Source organism: Acidovorax benzenivorans, assembly GCF_028680575.1.
GTDB lineage: Bacteria > Pseudomonadota > Gammaproteobacteria > Burkholderiales > Burkholderiaceae_C > Acidovorax > Acidovorax benzenivorans.
In genome coordinates this window covers 96,874-114,942 of the sequence record NZ_JAPCKI010000003.1, presented here as the reverse complement: position 1 = coordinate 114,942, position 18,069 = coordinate 96,874, and the positions used below count along the sequence as shown (strand labels likewise).

14 protein-coding genes and 1 pseudogene are annotated in these 18,069 nt (G+C 66.1%); 12 read left to right on the top strand and 3 right to left on the bottom strand.

Going from position 1 to position 18,069, the window contains the following annotated elements; genetic code table 11:
* Positions 1-37 precede the first annotated feature (37 nt).
* Positions 38-2,836, bottom strand: a complete 2,799-nt coding sequence (gene polA / locus OIN59_RS06420; RefSeq protein WP_274108284.1) for a DNA polymerase I — start codon at positions 2,834-2,836, stop codon at positions 38-40.
* 52 nt (positions 2,837-2,888) lie between these two features.
* Between polA and OIN59_RS06415 the strand changes: the two genes are divergently transcribed.
* The 7 genes and pseudogenes from OIN59_RS06415 (at position 2,889) to OIN59_RS06385 (ending at position 9,181) form a co-directional block, all read left to right on the top strand.
* Positions 2,889-3,251, top strand: a complete 363-nt coding sequence (locus OIN59_RS06415; RefSeq protein ID WP_274108282.1) for a hypothetical protein — start codon at positions 2,889-2,891, stop codon at positions 3,249-3,251.
* A 104-nt stretch (positions 3,252-3,355) separates the two neighbouring features.
* Complete coding sequence (locus OIN59_RS06410; RefSeq protein ID WP_274108280.1) at positions 3,356-4,309, top strand: homoserine kinase; 954 nt, start codon at positions 3,356-3,358, stop codon at positions 4,307-4,309.
* A gap of 176 nt (positions 4,310-4,485) precedes the next feature.
* Entirely contained in the window at positions 4,486-5,340 is an 855-nt protein-coding gene (locus OIN59_RS06405; RefSeq protein WP_274108278.1) for a BPSS1780 family membrane protein, read from the top strand.
* Positions 5,288-6,079 carry a FecR family protein gene (locus OIN59_RS06400; protein ID WP_274108276.1) on the top strand — a complete coding sequence of 264 codons (792 nt, stop codon included), beginning with the start codon at positions 5,288-5,290 and terminating at the stop codon, positions 6,077-6,079. The genes OIN59_RS06405 and OIN59_RS06400 overlap by 53 nt, the downstream gene beginning before the upstream one ends.
* Before the next feature lie 244 nt (positions 6,080-6,323).
* Positions 6,324-8,276: a PhoX family protein gene (locus OIN59_RS06395; protein ID WP_274108274.1), complete on the top strand. Its 1,953-nt coding sequence runs from the start codon at positions 6,324-6,326 to the stop codon at positions 8,274-8,276.
* 236 nt (positions 8,277-8,512) lie between these two features.
* Positions 8,513-8,656, top strand: a pseudogene (locus OIN59_RS06390) (imelysin family protein); the annotation flags it as partial.
* A 15-nt stretch (positions 8,657-8,671) separates the two neighbouring features.
* The gene (locus OIN59_RS06385) at positions 8,672-9,181 is read left to right on the top strand and encodes a DUF1513 domain-containing protein (protein WP_328517975.1); all 510 of its coding nucleotides are present in this window, start codon (positions 8,672-8,674) and stop codon (positions 9,179-9,181) included.
* Positions 9,182-9,196: 15 nt separating this feature from the next.
* On the opposite strand, the gene OIN59_RS06380 is transcribed toward OIN59_RS06385, so the two are convergent.
* Positions 9,197-10,117 carry a LysR substrate-binding domain-containing protein gene (locus tag OIN59_RS06380; protein WP_274108272.1) on the bottom strand — a complete coding sequence of 307 codons (921 nt, stop codon included), beginning with the start codon at positions 10,115-10,117 and terminating at the stop codon, positions 9,197-9,199.
* Positions 10,118-10,271: 154 nt separating this feature from the next.
* Here OIN59_RS06380 and OIN59_RS06375 point away from each other — a divergent pair, with 154 nt between their 5' ends.
* The 5 genes from OIN59_RS06375 (at position 10,272) to OIN59_RS06355 (ending at position 15,490) form a co-directional block, all read left to right on the top strand.
* Positions 10,272-11,423, top strand: a complete 1,152-nt coding sequence (locus OIN59_RS06375) for a CaiB/BaiF CoA transferase family protein (protein ID WP_274108270.1) — start codon at positions 10,272-10,274, stop codon at positions 11,421-11,423.
* Between the two features lie 40 nt (positions 11,424-11,463).
* Positions 11,464-12,357, top strand: a complete 894-nt coding sequence (locus tag OIN59_RS06370) for a dioxygenase family protein (protein WP_274108268.1) — start codon at positions 11,464-11,466, stop codon at positions 12,355-12,357.
* A gap of 10 nt (positions 12,358-12,367) precedes the next feature.
* Complete coding sequence (locus OIN59_RS06365; protein WP_274108266.1) at positions 12,368-13,174, top strand: citryl-CoA lyase; 807 nt, start codon at positions 12,368-12,370, stop codon at positions 13,172-13,174.
* A complete protein-coding gene (locus OIN59_RS06360) occupies positions 13,171-14,124 on the top strand; it encodes a Bug family tripartite tricarboxylate transporter substrate binding protein (protein ID WP_274108264.1) in 954 nt (317 codons plus the stop codon). Before OIN59_RS06365 ends, OIN59_RS06360 begins: the two co-directional genes overlap by 4 nt.
* A gap of 388 nt (positions 14,125-14,512) precedes the next feature.
* Positions 14,513-15,490 (top strand): Bug family tripartite tricarboxylate transporter substrate binding protein, encoded by a 978-nt coding sequence (locus OIN59_RS06355; RefSeq protein ID WP_274108262.1) that lies wholly within the window; start codon positions 14,513-14,515, stop codon positions 15,488-15,490.
* Between the two features lie 123 nt (positions 15,491-15,613).
* Here the strand turns inward: OIN59_RS06355 and OIN59_RS06350 are convergent, their stop codons facing one another.
* A complete protein-coding gene (locus tag OIN59_RS06350; RefSeq protein WP_274108260.1) occupies positions 15,614-18,067 on the bottom strand; it encodes a UvrD-helicase domain-containing protein in 2,454 nt (817 codons plus the stop codon).
* Positions 18,068-18,069: the final 2 nt, after the last annotated feature.

Genomic DNA, 18,069 nt, shown 5'->3' with positions numbered 1-18,069 from the left:
AACTCAAATTCCTGCCCCACACGCCAGGCTGCCCGCTTCAGTGCGCCTTATCCCAATTCGCCCCCACCCCCACCTCAGCCAATAACGGCACCTTCAGCGCCGCCACCTCCGCCATCAGGCGCGGGATGTGGGTCTTGAGCCAGTCCACCTCGCTCTCGGGCAGTTCGAACACCAGTTCGTCGTGCACCTGCATGATCATCTTGATATCCGGCTTGTGGGCGTCCAGCTCTTTTTGCACGGCCACCATGGCCAGCTTGATGAGGTCTGCCGCCGTGCCTTGCATGGGCGCGTTGATGGCGGCGCGCTCGGCTCCGGCGCGGCGGGGGCCGTTGGGGGAGTTGATTTCGGGCAGGTACAGGCGGCGGCCAAACACGGTTTCGACGTAGCCCATGGATTTGGCGGCGGCCTTGGTGTCGTCCATGTACTGCTTCACGCCGGGGTAGCGCTGGAAGTATTTGTCGATGTAGGCGGCTGCGGCCTTGGTTTCGATACCCAAGTTCTTGGCCAGGCCAAAGCTGCTCATGCCGTAGATGAGGCCAAAGTTAATGACCTTGGCGTAGCGGCGTTGCTCGCTGGTGACCTGATCGACCTCCACGCCAAACACTTCGGCAGCGGTGGCGCGGTGAACGTCCAGACCGGCGTGGAAGGCGTGCAGCAGCGAGTGGTCGCCGCTCAGGTGGGCCATGATGCGCAGCTCGATCTGGGAGTAGTCGGCACTCGCAATCACGCGGCCTGCAGGGGCCACAAAGGCCTCGCGCACGCGGCGGCCTTCGGGGGTGCGGATGGGGATGTTCTGCAGGTTGGGGTCGTTGCTGGACAAGCGGCCTGTGACGGCCACGGCCTGTGCGTAGTGGGTGTGCACGCGGCCTGTGCGTGGCAGGGCCAGTTGGGCGAGCTTGTCGGTGTAGGTGCCTTTGAGCTTGACCAGGCCCCGGTGCTCCAGCAGCTTGGCGGGCAGGGGGTAGTCCTCGGCCAGCTTTTCCAGCACTTCTTCGTCGGTGCTGCGGGCGCCGGTGGCGGTCTTCTTCACCACGGGCATGCCCAGCTTGTCGAAAAAGATTTCGCCCAGCTGCTTGGGGCTGCTCAGGTTAAAGGGCTGGCCTGCAATCTCGTACGCCTCGGTTTCTAGCTGCAAGATGCGCTGGCCCAGTTCGTGGCTTTGTGCGGCCAGCGTGGGGGCGTCGATCAGCACGCCGTTGCGTTCGATGCGGTACAGGGCTTCGCTGCTGGCAATCTCCAGCTCGTAGATGAAGCGCAGTTTGTCATCGGCCTGCAGCAGGGGCCACAGGGCGTTGTGCACGTCCAGGGTCTGGTCAGAGTCTTCGCACGAATACGCAGCGGCTTTGTCCACCGGCACTTGCGCAAATGGAATCTGGTGCGCGCCTTTGCCGCACAGGTCTTCGTAGGTGATGCCTTTGCGGCCGGTGTGGCGCTCGGCCAGGCTGGTCAGGTTGTGGGGCTTGTGCACTTCGAGCACGTAGCTTTGCAGCATGGTGTCGTGCGCGTAGCCCTGCACCTCGATGCCGTGGTTGGCGAACACATGGCGGTCGTATTTGATGTGCTGGCCCAGCTTGTGGTGCTTGGGGTCTTGCAACCAGGGCTTGAGGCGGGTGAGCACTTCATCCAGCGGTAGTTGCGCGGGGGCGTCGGGGCCTTCGTGCCGCAGGGGGATGTAGGCGGCTTCGCCGGGCTGCACGCTGAAGCTGATGCCGACGATTTGCGCGCGCATTTCGTCGAGAGAGTCGGTCTCGGTGTCGATGGCCGCCAGCGGGGCTTTGTGCAGGCGCTCCAGCCACTGGTCAAAGTCGGCCCAGTTGAGGATGGTGTCGTACACCACGGTGCGGTGCAGGGCTTCCTCGGCCACGGTGCTGGCGGAATGGTCGGCAAACAGGTCGCCGCTTTGGCCGGGCATGGCGACGGTGGGGGCTGTGCTGGCGGGGGCCGCGCCAACCTTGATGGCGCTGGCCAGGCCCTTGAAGCCGTACTTTTCGTAAAACGGCAGCAGGCCGGTGTTGTCCGGCGCGTCCAGCGTGATGTCATCAAACGCGGGCAGGCCGGGAATGTAGTCGGCCAGCGCGCAGTCGGTCTTCATGGTGACGAGCTGGCGGCTCAAGGCCAGCTGGCCGCTGGCAATGGCCTCGCGCAGGTTGTTGCCTGCCACGCCTTTGATGGCGTCGGCGTTGGCAATCAGGTTGTCGAGCGAGCCGTATTCTTCCAGCCACTTGGCGGCCGTTTTGGGGCCCACCTTGGTCACGCCGGGCACGTTGTCCACGGTGTCGCCCACCAGGGCCTGGTAGTCCACCATCAGCGTGGGTGGCACGCCAAACTCTGCCGTCACGCCCGCCACATCGCGGCGCTTGCCGCTCATGGTGTCGATGATGGTGATGTGCTCGTTGACCAGTTGGCTCAAATCTTTGTCGCCACTGGACACAATGACCTCTATGCCCTGTGCCGCCGCTACGTTGGCCAAGGTGGCGATCACGTCGTCGGCCTCCACGCCGGGCACGGCCACCACCTTCCAGCCCAGCAGGTCCACCACCTGGTGAATGGGCTCGATCTGGCTGCGCAGGTCGTCGGGCATGGGCGAGCGCGTGGCCTTGTATTCGGTGTACAGGGCGTCGCGGAAGGTGGGGCCGGAGGCGTCGAACACGCAGACGGCATAGTCGGCCGCCACCTCCTTGCGCAACGCTTGCATCATGTTGATCATGCCGCGAATGGCGCCTGTGGCGGCGCTGGTCATATCGCCGGGCACGGCTCGCAGGTCGGGCATGGCGTGAAAGGCGCGGTAGAGGTAGCTGGAGCCGTCCACCAGCACCAGGGTCTTTTTGTTGCTCATGCGGCAATTGTGCACGGCCAGGCCGTACCGGGCGGCGCTCTACAATCACCCGATGCGCGCTGTTCACCTTCTTCTGCTGCTGGGCATGGCCTGCGGCAATGCCCTGGCCCAAACCCCATCCCCTGCCCCCGCCACTGCGGGCGCCAGCAACCAGCGCGGAGCGCTGCCCGATCCAGAGCCACTGTCTGGCCGCAGCAACCAGCGCACCGAACGCATTCAGATTGAAGACGCAGGCAGCCGGGTAGATGAACTGCGGGTGGGTGGGCAGACCCAGAACATCTCGGTGCAGCCCAAAACCGGCAATCTGCCCGCCTACGAAGTGCAGTCGCCCGATGGCGCGCGCAGCCGCGCTGGTGGCAACAACGGCGCAGAGACCACTACGGCGCCCCGCGTCTGGAACGTGTTCAAGTTCTGATGGGCTGCAGGGTGGCGCGCAGGCACTGCGTTGCCACCGGTTAAGCCCAGCTTGCCGCCCGTTGCCCCGTCCCTTCCCTTCTCATTTCTTCGACCCCCTGAGCGATGGCCGTTTTTACCGAAGTCTCCAATCCCGAGGCGCGCGAGTTGCTGCGCCGTTTGCAACTGGGCGAGCTGGTGGAGCTGCGCGGCATTGAGGGTGGCATTGAGAACACCAACTACTTTCTGACCAGCGACCAGGGCGAGTTCGTGCTGACGCTGTTTGAGCGCCTGACTGCCGAGCAGCTGCCGTTTTACCTGTACCTGATGAAGCACCTGGCACACGGCGGCGTGCCCGTGCCCGACCCGCGTGCCGACAAGAACGGTGACATCCTGCACACCGTGTGTGGCAAACCTGCCGCCGTGGTCAACAAGCTGCGTGGCAAGAGCCAGCTGGCGCCGCAAGGCGCGCACTGCGCCGCCGTGGGTACCATGCTGGCCCGCATGCACCTGGCGGGCCGCGACTTTGACCGCCACCAGCCCAACCTGCGCGGGCTGCCCTGGTGGAACGAGACGGTGCCGGTAGTGCTGCCCCACATTGACGATGCACAGGCCGCACTGCTGCGGTCCGAGCTGGCCTACCAGAACCATGTGGCCGCCAGTTCAGCCTATGCCGCCCTGCCGCGTGGCCCCGTGCATGCCGACCTGTTCCGCGACAACGTGATGTTCGAGGGTGAAGAGCTGACGGGGTTCTTCGACTTCTACTTTGCAGGCGTGGACACCTGGCTGTTTGACCTGGCCGTGTGCCTGAACGACTGGTGCATCGACCTGCCCACCGGCACCCACGACACCGACCGCGCGTCACGCATGCTGAACGCCTACCAGGCCGTGCGCCCTCTCACCGCCGCCGAGCGCGAGCTGCTGCCCGCCATGCTGCGCGCAGGGGCGCTGCGTTTCTGGATCTCGCGCCTGTGGGACTTTTACCTGCCCCGCGAGGCCTCCATGCTCAAGCCCCACGACCCCACGCATTTCGAGCGCGTGCTGCGCGGGCGCATTGCCTTGCCTGTACACGCTGCCTGAGCCCCGACCCGACGACGGACTTCCGCCCCTCTAACCCCTGGCCCCGCCTGCGGTTTGGGACAGTGGGGTAAATTCGACGTTATTCGCCCACACCCTATCGAACGCAGCTCGGCGCACCCCCGTGGCGCAGGGGCGCATCCAGCGGCGCAGGGCTCATCCTCCTTTCCAACGTATTCATGAAACTCCATATCGTCCCTGCGCGCACCGGCATGGCCTGGGTCAAGCTCGGCGTCCGGGCGTTCTGGCGACAGCCCATGGCGCTGGCTGCGCTGTTCTTCATGACCATGGCGACCATGTCGCTGGCCACGATGATCCCGCTGGTGGGCCCGGCCATTGCCCTCGCACTGCTGCCGTCGGCCACGCTGGCCATGATGGTGGCTGCGGCTCAGGCCTCGCAGGGGCGGTTTCCGATGCCCACGGTGCTGCTGGTGGCGTTTCGCACGGGGCGCGAGCGGCTACGCGACATGCTGACGCTGGGTGTGCTGTATGCGGTGGCCTTTCTGGGCATCATGGGCTTGTCGGCCCTGCTGGACGGCGGGCAGTTTGCACAGGTGTACCTGGGTGGCGCACCCATGACCAAGGAGATTGCAGAGAACCCGGACTTCCAGCGCGCCATGTGGCTGTCGATGGTGCTGTACTTGCCGCTGTCGCTGCTGTTCTGGCATGCGCCGGGCCTGGTGCACTGGCATGGCGTGCCGCCGGTCAAGGCGCTGTTCTTCAGCATCGTCGCCTGCGTGCGCAACTTTGGCGCGTTCCTGGTCTATGGGCTGGGCTGGCTGGGGGTGTTTCTGCTGGGTGGGCTGGTGGTCAGCATCGTGTCTGCACTGCTGGCCGTGGCGGGGCTTGCGGGATCGATGGCCGGTGGCATCATGGTGGGCGCCGCCATGATGATGGCGGCGATGTTCTTCACCTCGGTGGTCTTCACCTTCCGTGACTGCTTCGAGCCCCCATCCACCCCCGTGCAAGAAGAGGCGCCCCATGACAACCCGCCCCCCAGCCCACCCGACACACCACCCGCAGGGCCGCTCTGACGACGAGCTGGCCTGGTTTCAGCGGCGCAGCGTGGTGCAGGCCGCCGCGTTGTGGGTGGCAGGTGGTGGCTGGGCTGCCGCCCATGCCCAGGCGCGCAGCAACATCGTGGAGGTGCGCGGTGACGTACTGCGCAATGGCGAGCCCCTGACGGCGCAGCACACCATCACCGCCAACGACCGCATCGAAACCGGGCCGGGCGCCAGCCTGGTGTTTTCGGTGGGCGACAGCGCCTTCATGGTGCGCCAGAACTCGCGCATGGCAATGGAGAGTGACACCCCGACTGCCGTCAAGCTGTTGCGCCTGCTCAGCGGCGCAGTGGCCACCGTATGGGGACGTGGCACGGACCGGCAGATTGCGCTGCCCACCGCCACAGCGGGCATCCGCGGCACAGGGGTGTACGCCGAGGTGTTTGCCGACCAGGACCAGCGCGGCTACCTGTGCAACTGCTACGGCACGGTGGAGCTGACAGCGGGCGGCGAGCGCCTAGTGAGCCAGTCCAGCTACCACCAGGCGTTCTGGGCCGAGCCCACACTGCGCAACGGCCGACTGCTGACACCGGCCGGAGCCATCAACCACACCGACGAAGAGATGGAATTTTTGGCGGGGCTGATCAACCAGCGCACCGCATGGCAGGTGTCGGGGCGCAAAGGCATCAAAGACGGACGTGGTGGCGCGGCCGCCCCCGGCAGCACCTACGGAACGGGTAGCTCCTACGGTCCGCCCGGATCCAGGGACTGAGCGCGGCACTGACCGACCGGGCAGACGCAGCAATGGCCTCGCCTGTGTGTCCCGCTGTGTTGCCACGCAGCGCGCGGGGCACCACTTCAAACCGTCACACAAACGTCAAACCACTGTCACGGGGCGTTTCTAGGATCGCGGGCTGGACTCCATGCCACCCGCCCACCATGCCTTTCCAACAAGGCTCCAGGTCGGATCAGGGCGTGGCATGCCGTTCGCATACCCACTTGGAAACACCCCGAAAATGACCCAACCGACGATGCCCACCCGCCGCAAGGCCCTGCAACTGCTGGCCGGCGTTCCCATGTTGCCGCTCAGCGCCAGCGCCTCGGCCGCCCTGCTGACCGCCTGCGGTGGCAGCGATTCCGCAGCGCCCAGCTTCGTGTCGGCCAGCTTCACATCGATGGCGGCTCCCACTCTGGCCAACGCCGCAGCCATGGCCACGACCACCGTGGGCTCCACACTCAACATCAAGCTCAGCGACGACTCGGTGCGCTCGTACCAGCTGGCTTACCAACCGTTTTTCGTGACCGGCGACATGGTGTCCGACGGCAAGGGCGGCACCATCCTGTCCGGTGGCTACTACGACATCAACAACAAGCCCATCGTCGACGCCACGGTGGCTGGCAAGGAGCGCCAGTATTTCTCGGATTCGCCAGACGGCACCTCGCTGCTGACCGTGGCCAACCCCACCGTGACCGGCCTCAAGGGCAAGGCCGTGTTTGCCGTGGTGCAGTTTGAATACACCACCTGGGCCCAGGACGGCAAGACCGACATGTACGGCAAGCTGCCTTCGCCCATTGCCGTGTTGACACTGGACCAGGACCAAACCACCGGCAAGCTGAGCCTGGTGAAGTACCACAACGTGGACACCTCCAAGGTGCACGGCCTGTGGATCACCTGCGGCGCCAGCCTGTCGCCCTGGGGCACCCACCTGTCGAGCGAAGAGTACGAACCCGATGCGTTCAACATCGCCAGCAACGCCATGTTCAAGACCTACAGCAAGAACCTGTACGGCGACGAAACCAAGGCCAACCCTTACCACTATGGCCACATGCCCGAAGTGACGGTGAACCCCGATGGCACGGCCAGCATCAAGAAGCACTTTTGCATGGGCCGCATCTCGCACGAACTGGTGCAGGTGATGCCTGACAACCGCACGGCGCTGATGGGCGACGACGCAACCAACAGCGGCTACTTCGTGTTCGTGGCCGACAAGGAAAAAGACCTGTCTTCCGGTACGCTGTATGTGGCCAAGGTCGGTAGCGGCTTTTCTATCGACCCCAAGGTCGGCACGGCTGCGCCGCTCACCTGGGTCAAGATGGGCTCGGCCACCAGCGCCGAGATCGAGAACCTGGCCAACACGCTCAAGCCCACGGACATCATGACCGTGGTGAGCAAGGACCCAGCCGACGCCAGCTACACCAAGATCGTGGCCAACGGCAAGACCGAGTGGATCAAGCTGAGCCCCGGCATGGAAAAGGCTGCCGCCTTCCTGGAAACCCACCGCTACGCCGCCTACCTGGGCGCCAGCCTGGGCTTCACCAAGATGGAAGGCACCACCGTCAACGCCAAGGACAAGATTGCCTACTCTGCGCTGCAGAACATCCAATCGTCCATGGTGGCGGGCAACGCGGCCAACGTGCCGGGCAACGGTATCTCGGTGCCCAAACAACTGGTAGCAGGCGCCGTGATGGCTCTGAACCTCAAGGGCGGCCAGAAGGACACCGCTGGCGGCACCATCAACAGCGAATGGATGCCCGTGGACACCAAGGTGCTGCTGGCCGGTGAAGACATCACCGCCGACGCGCTGGGCAACACCGCCAACCCCAACAACGTCGCCAACCCGGACAACCTCAAGTTCTCCGAAAAGATGCGCACCCTGTTCATCGGTGAGGACAGCGGCCAGCACGTCAACAACTTCTTGTGGGCCTACAACGTGGACACCAAGCAGCTGTCACGCGTGATGTCGATCCCTGCAGGCGGCGAGTCCACCGGCCTGCACGCCGTCGATGAGATCAACGGCTGGACCTACATCATGAGCAACTTCCAGCACGCCGGTGACTGGGGTGCCATCCACAGCGTGGTCAAGGACACACTCGACCCGTTGATCAAGGCCAACTACAAGAATAAGAACGGCTCGGCCGTGGGCTACCTGACGGCAGCTGCCAAGCAGCCCAGCCTGAACCAGGCCTGAGCACCGGGCTGCGCTCCATGCGCAGCCCGCTTCAACGACAACGGGGCCTCAGGGCCCCGTTGTCGTTGATGGCGCATTTAGCTATAAAAAATATAGCTTCTCAGGCATATTGCACCGGCGCTACCGATCTATTTTTTAAAAATCCAGTTACTACACCACCGTCAGCCTGGCCACCGACAGCACCAGCCACTTGGTGCCGTGGCGCGGAAAGTTGACCTGGGCACGCGCGTCGTCGCAACACCCACCGCGATGCGGTGACCAACCCCCAGGGCATCCAGAACGTGCGGCTGGGCCAGTACAAGCAGGCCAACGGCACCCTGCTGCAAGGTCCTTCGCTGCGTGACCTGGTAGCCGCCAAGGACGCCGCGCTGGCCAACAAGGCCCAGTGGCACTGGGTGGATGCCACGCGCTCCTTCAACAGCCATGTGATCGGCAGAGCCGACAGGCGCTTTCTCTGCACCACCGAGACCGACGAGGACACCGGTGCCAGTCTGATCGCCCGGCGCGATGCGCGCAGCCTGGAGACCGTGGACAAGTGGGCGACGCACGGCATCGATGCGCACGAACTGATTTGGTCCCCCCGCTGCCAAGGGCGCCAGGCGGTCGCCCCCATCCTCGCGCTGTGCGACGGCAAGGCGCTGCGCCTGTGTCCCGTCGGTCAGTCGAGGGCGGGCCATGGCAGCAGCATCGCCAGCACCGCCGAGGGCTGGGCCGTGAACTGCCTGCGCAGCCAGGGCGTGGCCACCTTCACGCCCGAAGGCCAGTGGCGCGGCCTGGTGGGGCTGGAGGAAGTGTGCGCACTCGCTCCAAGACGTGCGCTCCACAAGCCCACATGCGCATGCGCACGCACACGCCAAGGAACTGGCCGAAGCGCGCATGGACAGCCACTGGTGACCTTCGCCTGAGACGAGTCAGGGCCTTCAGGCGGTCTGCCCCTTTCGTTTCGCCAGGTCCTTGAGGCTGCCGTGCAATGCCAGCTTGCGCACGATGGCCGAGAACGCGCGGGTGGGTGCGGACTCGCGTGCCACGGGCGACCACAACATGCCGGGGGTGCGCACGGGCGTAGGGCTTTCGAGCCGCACCACCACCAGCCCCGAATGCGCAGACACCACATTGGCCGCAACGATGGACGCCAGCTGCGTCTTGCCCACCAGGTCCATCATGGGCGCCAGGGTGTTGATCTCGGCCACCACCTGCGGCTCGGCGCCGCAGGAGCGAAAGCACTCGTCCAGCATCTGGCGCGTGGCAAAGCTCGCGGGCAGCAGCGCCATGGGCATGCCGTGCAGCTCCACCATGCGCACGCGCTTGCGCCGCGCGAGCGGGTGGCCCCGAGCTACCACCAACACCATCTCCTCGTTGTAGAGCGGCTCGAACTGCAACGGCCCCGGTGCAGCGGGCCGGTAGGCGATGCCCAGGTCCAGCGTGCCTTGCTGCAGGCGCGCGGCGATGTGGTCGGCCGACAGCTCTTCGACCACCACCTTCACGCGCGGGTGGCGCTCATGGAAGGCGGCGATGCAGCCCGGGATGAACCCCAGGTTGAAGGTGTGCGTGGAGCCGATGTGCAGCTCGCCCGCCACCTCCGAGCTGTTCTGGCGCAGGGCGCCCAGGCCCAGGTCGATTTCGTGCAGGGCCTTGGTGCAGTAGTGCAGGAACTCGTCGCCCGCACCGGTCAGCGCCACGCGCTTGCCCGCACGGTCGAACAGCGCAGCCCCGATCTCCTCCTCGAGCTGCTTGATCTGGTGCGACAGCGTGGACTGCGTCACATGCAGTCGCTCGGCCGCACGCGTGAAGTTGAGCGAGCCCGCCAGGGCGATGAAGTAGCGCAGGTGCCTCAGTTCCATGGCGGTTCTACCGGTGATTGATCGATGTCATCGATGGTAACCATGAAAAACAATCATTTCCAGGAAGTCGGTACGCCCCCTACAGTCGCCTCCAACCCACAAGACCGCCCCTGAAGACCGGGCGGCCAAAGATCCAACGACAGGAGACAACGAGGTGCACAAAGTCCTCAGCGGAATCAAGGTGCTGGAACAAGGCACGTTCATCACGGGCCCGGCGGCAGGCATGTTCCTGGCCGACCTGGGGGCCGAGGTCATCAAGATCGAGCAGCCCGGCGCGGGCGACCCATTTCGCGCCTTCCGCGGCGGGCTCTACAGCCCCCACTTCCAGACCTACAACCGCAACAAGCGCAGCATCACGCTCAACCCCAAGCTGCCCGAGGACGCCGCCGTGTTCGACGAGCTGGTGAAGGACGCGGACGTCTACATCCAGAACTTTCGCCCCGGCGCGGCCGACCGGCTGGGCGCGGGCGAGGCCCGGCTGCGCGGCCTGAACCCGCGCCTGGTGTACTGCGCGATCAGCGGCTTCGGCCAGACCGGCCCCGCCGCCGGGCGCCCCGCCTACGACACCGTGGCCCAGGCAGCCAGCGCCTTCCTCAAGCTGCTGGTGAACCCCGCCAACCCCCGCGTGGTGGGCCCGGCGCTGGCCGATGCGATGACGGGCTTCTATGCCGCCTATGGCGTACTGGGCGCGATCGTCGAGCGCGGCCGCACGGGCGTGGGTCGCAAGGTCGAGGTGTCCATGCTCGAAGCCATGTGCCACTTCAACCTCGATGCGTTCACGCACTACTTCTCGGAAGGCGAGGTCATGGGCCCCTACAGCCGCCCCAGCGTCTCGCAGTCCTACGTGCTCGAATGCGCCGACGGCCTGTGGATCGCGCTGCACATGTCCTCGCCCGAAAAATTCTGGCAGGGCCTGGCCAACGCCATCGAGCGCCCGCGCCTGTTCGACGACCCGCGCTTTGCAACGCGCGAGGCGCGCATCGCTCACCAGGAGGACCTGATCGCGCTGCTCAGCGGCCTGTTCCGTGAACAGACGCGCAGCACCTGGTGCGAGCGCCTCGAAGCCCAGGACGTGCCACACGCCCCCATGTACGACACCCGCGAGGCCATGGAAGACCCGCAGGCCCTTCACCTGCAGTTGCAAGTGAGCGCGCCCCACCCCGAAGGCGGCGAGTGGCGCACCATCCGCTCGCCCGTGAGCTTCGATGGCGAGCGCGCACTCGAAGTTACGGCGCCGCCCACGCTGGGGGCCGACAACGCGACCATCGTCGGGCCGATACGCCAGCGGCTTGGACAGACGACCTGACAAGCAATTCCAAAAAGAAAACCATCCGGAGACAAGAACAATGACCCCATCGAACGAAAACGAGCTGACCCAGGCCGTGCTGCAACGCCTGGACGGCGCCAGCGACCCGCGCTTCGCGCAGATCATGGAATCGCTGGTCACACACCTGCATGCCTTCATCCGCGAGGTGGATCTCAAGCCTGATGAATGGATGCAGGGCATCGAGTTCCTCACCGCCGTGGGCAAGGCCTGCACCGGCCAGCGCCAGGAGTTCATCCTGCTGTCGGACACGCTGGGCGCCTCGATGATGGTGGTGATGCTCGACCAGCTGCGCGCCACGGCCCACGCCAAAGGCAGCCAGCGCATGACAGAAGCCACCGAGGCCACGGTGCAAGGCCCCTACTACTGGGAGGGTGCACCCGAGCTGCCGCTGGGCGCCAACCTGTCCGAAGGCGTCAAGGGCGAGCCCACCTTCTACAGCGGTCGCGTGACCGACACGCACGGCCAACCGCTGGCAGGCGCGCTGCTCGACATCTGGTCGGGCGACGGCGAAGGCGTGTACGACATGCAGGTGGAAGGCTCGGGCATGGCCGCGCGTGCCCGCATCCGCACCGATGACCAGGGCCGCTACTGGTTCTGGTCTATCCGCCCGAGCTTCTACCCCGTGCCGGTGGACGGCCCCGTGGGCCGCATGCTCGACGGCATGGGCCGCCACCCCAACCGCCCCGGCCACATCCACATGATGGTCTCGGCACCAGCGCATGCGCCGGTCACCACCCACCTGTTCGTGGCGGGCAGCCCGTACATCGAGTCGGACGCGGTGTTCGGCGTGCGCCCCAGCCTGATCGTGGACTTCGAGCAGCACCCCGCAGGCCAGGCGCCCGACGGCAGCGCACAGGCCGCGCCCTGGTGGTCGGCGCACTACGACTTCCGCCTCGAACCGCAACACGCCTGAAAGCCACTCCATGAAAATCGGAAAATCCACCGTCCCGCGCACCGCCATCTGCACCTCCAACGAGCACACCATCGTCGTGCGCGGCGAGGACCTGTGCAACGACCTGATCGGCCACCTCTCGTTCGCCGACTACTTCTTTTTGCTGCTCACCGGCCGCCGGCCCGATGCGGCCTGCAGCGCAGTGCTCAACGCCACGCTGGTGGCGATTGCCGAGCATGGCCTGGTGCCCAGTGTGCAGGCCAGCCGCATGACCTTTGCCGCGGCGCCCGATGCGCTGCAGGGCGCGGTGGCCGCCGGCATCCTGGGCTGCGGCTCGGTGATCCTGGGGGCCTCGGAAACCGCGGGCCGCATGTTCGCCGACGTGGCGGCGCGGGTCGATGCCGGCGCCACGCTCGACGATGCCGCCACGGCGGTGGTCACTGAGCTCAAGGCCGCGCGCCGCTCCATCCCCGGCTATGGCCACCCGCTGCACAAGGAAGTGGACCCGCGCGTGGGCCGGCTCATCGCCGTGGCCACCGAAGCGGGCGCCGACCTGCGCTACGTGCAAATCGCCCAGGCGCTAGAAAAGGTGATCCCCGGCATCGTCGGCAAGGAGCTGCGCCTGAACGTGTCGGCAGCGATCCCTGCGGTGCTGATGGGCGTGGGCTTCCCCGTGGCCTCGCTGCGTGGTGTGCCCATCCTGGCGCGCACGGCGGGCCTCATCGCCCACCTGGCCGAAGAGGCCGAGACGCCGAGCGGCTTTGCCTTGTCTTACCAGGCCACGCGCGAGCTGCAGTACGAGGGCAGCGTGCCCGACGGCTTTGGGGAGGCGCCATGAAGCGCCGCCAGATCCTTGCCGCCACCTCACTGGCGCTACTGGCCGCCGGTGCCAGCGCGCAGGGCAGCGCCCGCCCGATCAAGCTGGTCGTGCCCTTTGCCGCCGGCACCTCGACCGACATCGTGGGCCGGGTGCTGGCCGAGGCCCTGGGCCGCCAGCTCGGGCAGACGGTGATCGTGGAGAACAAGCCTGGCGCGGGCGGCACCATCGGCAGCGAGATGGTGGCCCGTGCGGGCGCCGATGCGAACACGCTGCTCATGGGCACCGTGGGCACCCACGCCATCAACCCCACGCTGTACAAGAAGCTGCCTTACCAACCGCTGCGCGACTTCGTGCCGTTGGGCTTTGCGGGCGCTACGCCCACCCTGCTGGTGGTACCGGCCAGCGCCCCCTGGAAGGGCATGGCCGACCTGCGCCAGGCCAGCGGCAAGGCCGTGAGCTTCGCGTCGGCGGGCAATGGCACCTCGGGCCACCTCGCGGGCGAGACGCTGAACATCCGCCTGGCCAAGGACTTCGTGCACGTGCCCTACCGCGATGGCGCGCAGGCGCTCACCGAGGTGATGGCTGGCAACGTGCAGTTCATGTTCTACCACCCGGCCGCCGTGCTGCCGCACATCCGTGCGGGCAAGCTGCGCGCGCTGGGTGTATCGAGCGCAAAGCGCAGCGCGGCCGCACCCGACGTGCCCACGCTGGCCGAGCAGGGCGTGGCGGACTTCGACCTCGTCGCCTGGTTCATGCTGTATGCGCCCGCGTCCATGCCCGCCGCGCAGCGCGGCCCCCTGCTGGATGCCACGCAGGCCGTGCTGGCCCAGGCCGAGGTGCGCGAGAAGCTGGCTGCGCAGGGCATCGAGTCTGCCGCGATGAATGCCGCCGAGATGGCCGCCTTCGGCACGGCGGAGATCGCCAAATGGGGCGAGGCCGTGCGGCGCTCCGGTGCCCAGGTGGACTAGAGAAATGAAGCCCCCCCCTGAGAGTCGCTTCGCGCCTTCCCCCTCTCTCGCCTTGCTGCGCAATGCGGGAGGGGAACGCACCCAGCGCATGTGCTGGATACGCCGCCTTCGCGGCGGGGCGGCCCTTGCGCGGGAGCACTGGCCGTGGCCGCGCCAGTTTCATGCGTCAAGGGTGGCGCGCAGCGCAATGAACAACTAACTGATACCTGAAGCAGGCCTTGAATCCCCCCACAGCCAGCCCGGATCGGGAGCGGCTCTGGCGCAGCCATGCCCGACACGAAAGGAGTGATGCCAACGATTGACGGATAGCCCCCCACGCTGCGGCGCACAGGCGCAGCACCACGGAACGGACACACAAGCGGGCCAGAACCCGCGACAGGAGACAAAAATGCGTTGGAACATGAAAAAGATGCTGGGGCTGGCAACGGGGTTGCTGATGGCCGCCAGCGCTGGCACGGCCCTGGCCCAGGGCGGCGAATGGCCGAACAAGCCCATCAAGATCGTGGTGGGCTTTGCGCCCGGCACGCCACCGGACATCTTCGCCCGCATGTACGGCGAGTACGCGGGCAGGAAGCTCGGCGTGCCCGTGGTGATCGACAACAGGCCCGGCACGGCCGGTAACCTGGCCTCGGACACGGTGGCCAAGGCGCCAGCGGATGGCTACACCTTCCTCTACAACCTGTCCACGGCGTTCACGATCAACCCCTACATCTACAGCAAGCTGCCCTTCGACCCCGACAAGGACCTGGTGCCCGTGGCCACCACCATGCGCCAAGGCCTGGTGCTGATCGCCACCAACAAGTTCCCCGCCAAGACCGTCAAGGACCTGGTGGCCGCCGCCAAGGCCAAGCCGGGCACCTACTCGCACGCCTCGTACGGCGCGGGCAGCCCCTCGCAACTGATCGTGGAATCGCTCAAGGACGAGGTCGGCATCGACATGCTGCATGTGCCCTACCGCGCCAGCCCCATCGCCGACCTGGTGGGCGGCCAGGTGGACACGCTGATGGAGCCCATCGCCACCGGCTACCAGCTGATCAGCAGCGGCAAGGTGCAGGCACTCGCCTACTCGGGCCCCACACGCCACCCCGCGCTGCCCGACGTGCCCACGCTGTCGGAGGTGATGCCCGGTTTCTCGATGATGTCCTGGCACGGCATCTGGGCTCCTGCGGCCACGCCCCAGCCCATCCTCACCCGCTTCAACGCCTTGCTGGTCGAGGCCAGCAAGGACCCCGATCTCTCACGCCGCATCAAGGAACTGCACAGCGAGCCCCTGGGTGTGACACGCGCAGAGATGGCCGCGATGGTGCGCCGAGACGCGGAGATCTACAGCCGCGTGGTCAAGGCACGCAACATCAAGGTGGATTGAGTCACCGGTGCCATGGGTCCGGCGCGGGGCCAGCGCCAGGACCCAGGCGCCAGCCAAAGCGGCGCGGGCGCAGGCTGTTGGGAAGCCCACTCTTCCAAAGCGGGCCCGGCAAGGCCCTGCTCTTCAATCGACGATGGTCAGCTTGGCCACCGACAACGCCAGCCACTTGGTGCCGTGGCGCGGAAAGTTGACCTGCGCACGCGCGTCGTCGCCCGTGCCCTCAATGGCCAGCACCTTGCCTTCGCCGAACTTGGTGTGGAACACGTTGATGCCTGCGCGCAGACCGTGCGACGGTGTGGTCTTCTGCACGGGTACGGGCGGGCTGGCGAACGTCTCGGATTTGAAGCCAAATTGGCCTCTAGCGCCCGATCCATAAGCGCCACCAGCTCCTGAATTAGGAGCATACGATCCAAACCCCTGCTGCTTGGGCGTGATCCACTTGAGCGCTGCCTCGGGCAGTTCGTCAAAGAAGCGGCTCTTGATGTTGTAGCGCGTCTGGCCGTGCAGCATGCGTGTTTGCGAGTGGCTCAGGTACAGGCGCTTGCGCGCGCGGGTGATGGCCACGTACATCAGGCGGCGTTCTTCCTCCAGACCATCGCGGTCGCTGGCGGAGTTCTCGTGGGGGAACAGGCCTTCTTCCATGCCGCCGATGAACACACCGTCAAACTCCAGCCCCTTGCTGGCGTGCACGGTCATGAGTTGCACGGCGTCTTGCCCGGCCTGGGCCTGGTTGTCGCCCGCCTCCAGCGCGGCGTGGGTGAGGAAGGCGGCCAGGGGTGAGAGGGTTTCGCCAGTGTCGGCGTCCACGATGCCGGGGCTGGCTGGCTTCAAAGGTTCGTCGAGCACGGGCGCATTGGGGTCCAGCCCTTGGCTCACCGTGCTTTGCGCCAAAGGCGTGCCGTGCTCATCGAGCGGCAGAGCCACGGCGTCGCGGCCAAAGCCTTCTTGCGTGACAAAGCTCTCGGCGGCGTTGACGAGTTCCTGCAAGTTCTCGATGCGGTCGGCGCCTTCCTTTTCGGTGCGGAAGTGCTCCACCAGCCCCGTGGATTCGAGCATCTGCTCGATGATGCCGCGCAGGTTCAGGCCCTGCGTTTGCTCGCGCAGCACGTCCACCATGGCCACAAACGCGCCCAGGTTGGCGCCCGCCTTGCCGGGCACGGCGCTCACGGCGTCGTGCAGCGAGCAGCCTGCGGCACGGGCGGCGTCCTGCAGCACCTCGATACTGCGCGCGCCAATACCGCGCGGCGGAAAGTTGACGACACGCGTGAAGCTGGTGTCGTCGTGCGGGTTCTCCAGCAGGCGCAAATACGCCAGTGCGTGCTTGATTTCAGCGCGCTCAAAAAACCGCAACCCGCCGTACACGCGGTAGGGCACGCTGGCATTGAAAAGGGCCGATTCGATCACCCGGCTTTGCGCGTTGCTGCGGTAGAGCACGGCAATCTCTTTGCGCTCAAAGCCGTCATTGCGCACCAGTTGCTTGATCTCGTCGACCATCCACTGCGCCTCGGCCAGGTCGGAGCTGGCCTCGTACACGCGCACGGGCTCGCCCGCGCCCTGCGTGGTGCGCAGGTTCTTGCCCAGGCGGCGGCTGTTGTGGCTGATGAGGTGGTTGGCCGAGTCGAGAATGTTGCTGTAGCTGCGGTAGTTCTGCTCCAGCTTGATCTGGCGCTGCACGTCGAACTCGCGCACAAAGTCGGTCATGTTGCCCACGCGCGCACCACGGAAGGCGTAGATGCTCTGGTCGTCGTCGCCCACGGCAATCACGCTGCCGCGCGCCTCAAAGCGCCCGCCCACCTCGTTGCCCGCCAGTTGCTTGAGCCAGGCGTACTGCAGCTTGTTGGTGTCCTGGAACTCATCGACCAGGATGTGCTGAAAACGGCGCTGGTAATGCTCGCGGATGGGGTCGTTGTCGCGCAGCAGCTCGTAGCTGCGCAGCATCAGCTCGCCAAAGTCCACCACACCTTCGCGCTGGCATTGCTCTTCGTACAGCTGGTAGATCTCAACCTTCTTGCGCGCGTCGCTGTCGTGGGCCTCCACGTTGGCGGGGCGCAGACCTTCTTCCTTGCAGTTGGCGATGAAGTACGCGAGCTGCTTGGGCGGAAAACGCTCGTCGTCCACGTTGTGCTGCTTGCACAGGCGCTTGATGGCCGAGAGCTGGTCTTGCGTGTCGAGGATCTGGAAGGTCTGCGCCAGCCCTGCCGCCTTGTGGTGCGCGCGCAGCAAACGGTTGCACAGGCCGTGGAAGGTGCCAATCCACATGCCGCGCACGTTGACCGGCAGCATGGCCGACAGGCGTGCCACCATCTCCTTGGCGGCCTTGTTGGTGAAGGTGACGGCCAAGATGCCGCCCGGCGTGGCGTAACCGTTTTGCAGCAGCCAGGCAATGCGGGTGGTGAGCACCCGGGTCTTGCCCGACCCGGCGCCCGCCAGGATGAGCGCGTGGCCTGCGGGCAACGTCACCGCAGCCAGTTGCTCGTCGTTCAGGTTGGCCAGAAGGGGGGATGCGGCCGAGGGCGCACCGGAGTGTGGGGGCACCAGAGCATCTGGCACACCCGAAAACGGGTCTTGTGGGAACATCC

Coding starts and splice junctions, on each gene's coding strand:
- polA (WP_274108284.1), bottom strand. CDS start 2,836: ATGAGCAACAAAAAGACCCTGGTGCTGGTGGACGGCTCCAGCTACCTC.
- OIN59_RS06415 (WP_274108282.1), top strand. CDS start 2,889: ATGCGCGCTGTTCACCTTCTTCTGCTGCTGGGCATGGCCTGCGGCAAT.
- OIN59_RS06410 (WP_274108280.1), top strand. CDS start 3,356: ATGGCCGTTTTTACCGAAGTCTCCAATCCCGAGGCGCGCGAGTTGCTG.
- OIN59_RS06405 (WP_274108278.1), top strand. CDS start 4,486: ATGAAACTCCATATCGTCCCTGCGCGCACCGGCATGGCCTGGGTCAAG.
- OIN59_RS06400 (WP_274108276.1), top strand. CDS start 5,288: ATGACAACCCGCCCCCCAGCCCACCCGACACACCACCCGCAGGGCCGC.
- OIN59_RS06395 (WP_274108274.1), top strand. CDS start 6,324: ATGACCCAACCGACGATGCCCACCCGCCGCAAGGCCCTGCAACTGCTG.
- OIN59_RS06380 (WP_274108272.1), bottom strand. CDS start 10,117: ATGGAACTGAGGCACCTGCGCTACTTCATCGCCCTGGCGGGCTCGCTC.
- OIN59_RS06370 (WP_274108268.1), top strand. CDS start 11,464: ATGACCCCATCGAACGAAAACGAGCTGACCCAGGCCGTGCTGCAACGC.
- OIN59_RS06365 (WP_274108266.1), top strand. CDS start 12,368: ATGAAAATCGGAAAATCCACCGTCCCGCGCACCGCCATCTGCACCTCC.
- OIN59_RS06360 (WP_274108264.1), top strand. CDS start 13,171: ATGAAGCGCCGCCAGATCCTTGCCGCCACCTCACTGGCGCTACTGGCC.
- OIN59_RS06355 (WP_274108262.1), top strand. CDS start 14,513: ATGCGTTGGAACATGAAAAAGATGCTGGGGCTGGCAACGGGGTTGCTG.
- OIN59_RS06350 (WP_274108260.1), bottom strand. CDS start 18,067: ATGTTCCCACAAGACCCGTTTTCGGGTGTGCCAGATGCTCTGGTGCCC.